Annotated in this window: 1 pseudogene; it reads left to right on the plus strand. The window is 34.8% G+C overall.

The features are described from left to right. Positions 1-279, plus strand: a pseudogene (locus B9N65_RS11135) (methyl-accepting chemotaxis protein); the annotation flags it as partial.

Raw genomic sequence — 279 nt, forward strand, 5'->3', positions numbered from 1 at the left:
TCTTACCTCCTAAAAATCATCCTCAAACTAAAAACAGGCCTACTATCTTTCTTTGATCTACTAAATCACAAGACAAACAAAGCCCAGCCTATAGAGATAACATCTAAAGATGAATTTGGTCAAATGGCAGAGCTAATAAACAAAAACACAAAGGCCATTGAAGATGGTATGAAAGATCAAAGTATCTTCATCCAAAAAGCCAACACCTTTGTAAATGAGATAAAAGATGGCAACTATGAAGCAAGTCTAGAAGCTGATACTAATAACCCAGCTCTAAAT

It is taken from the genome of Campylobacter concisus (assembly GCF_002165815.1).
Taxonomy (GTDB): domain Bacteria; phylum Campylobacterota; class Campylobacteria; order Campylobacterales; family Campylobacteraceae; genus Campylobacter_A; species Campylobacter_A concisus_BH.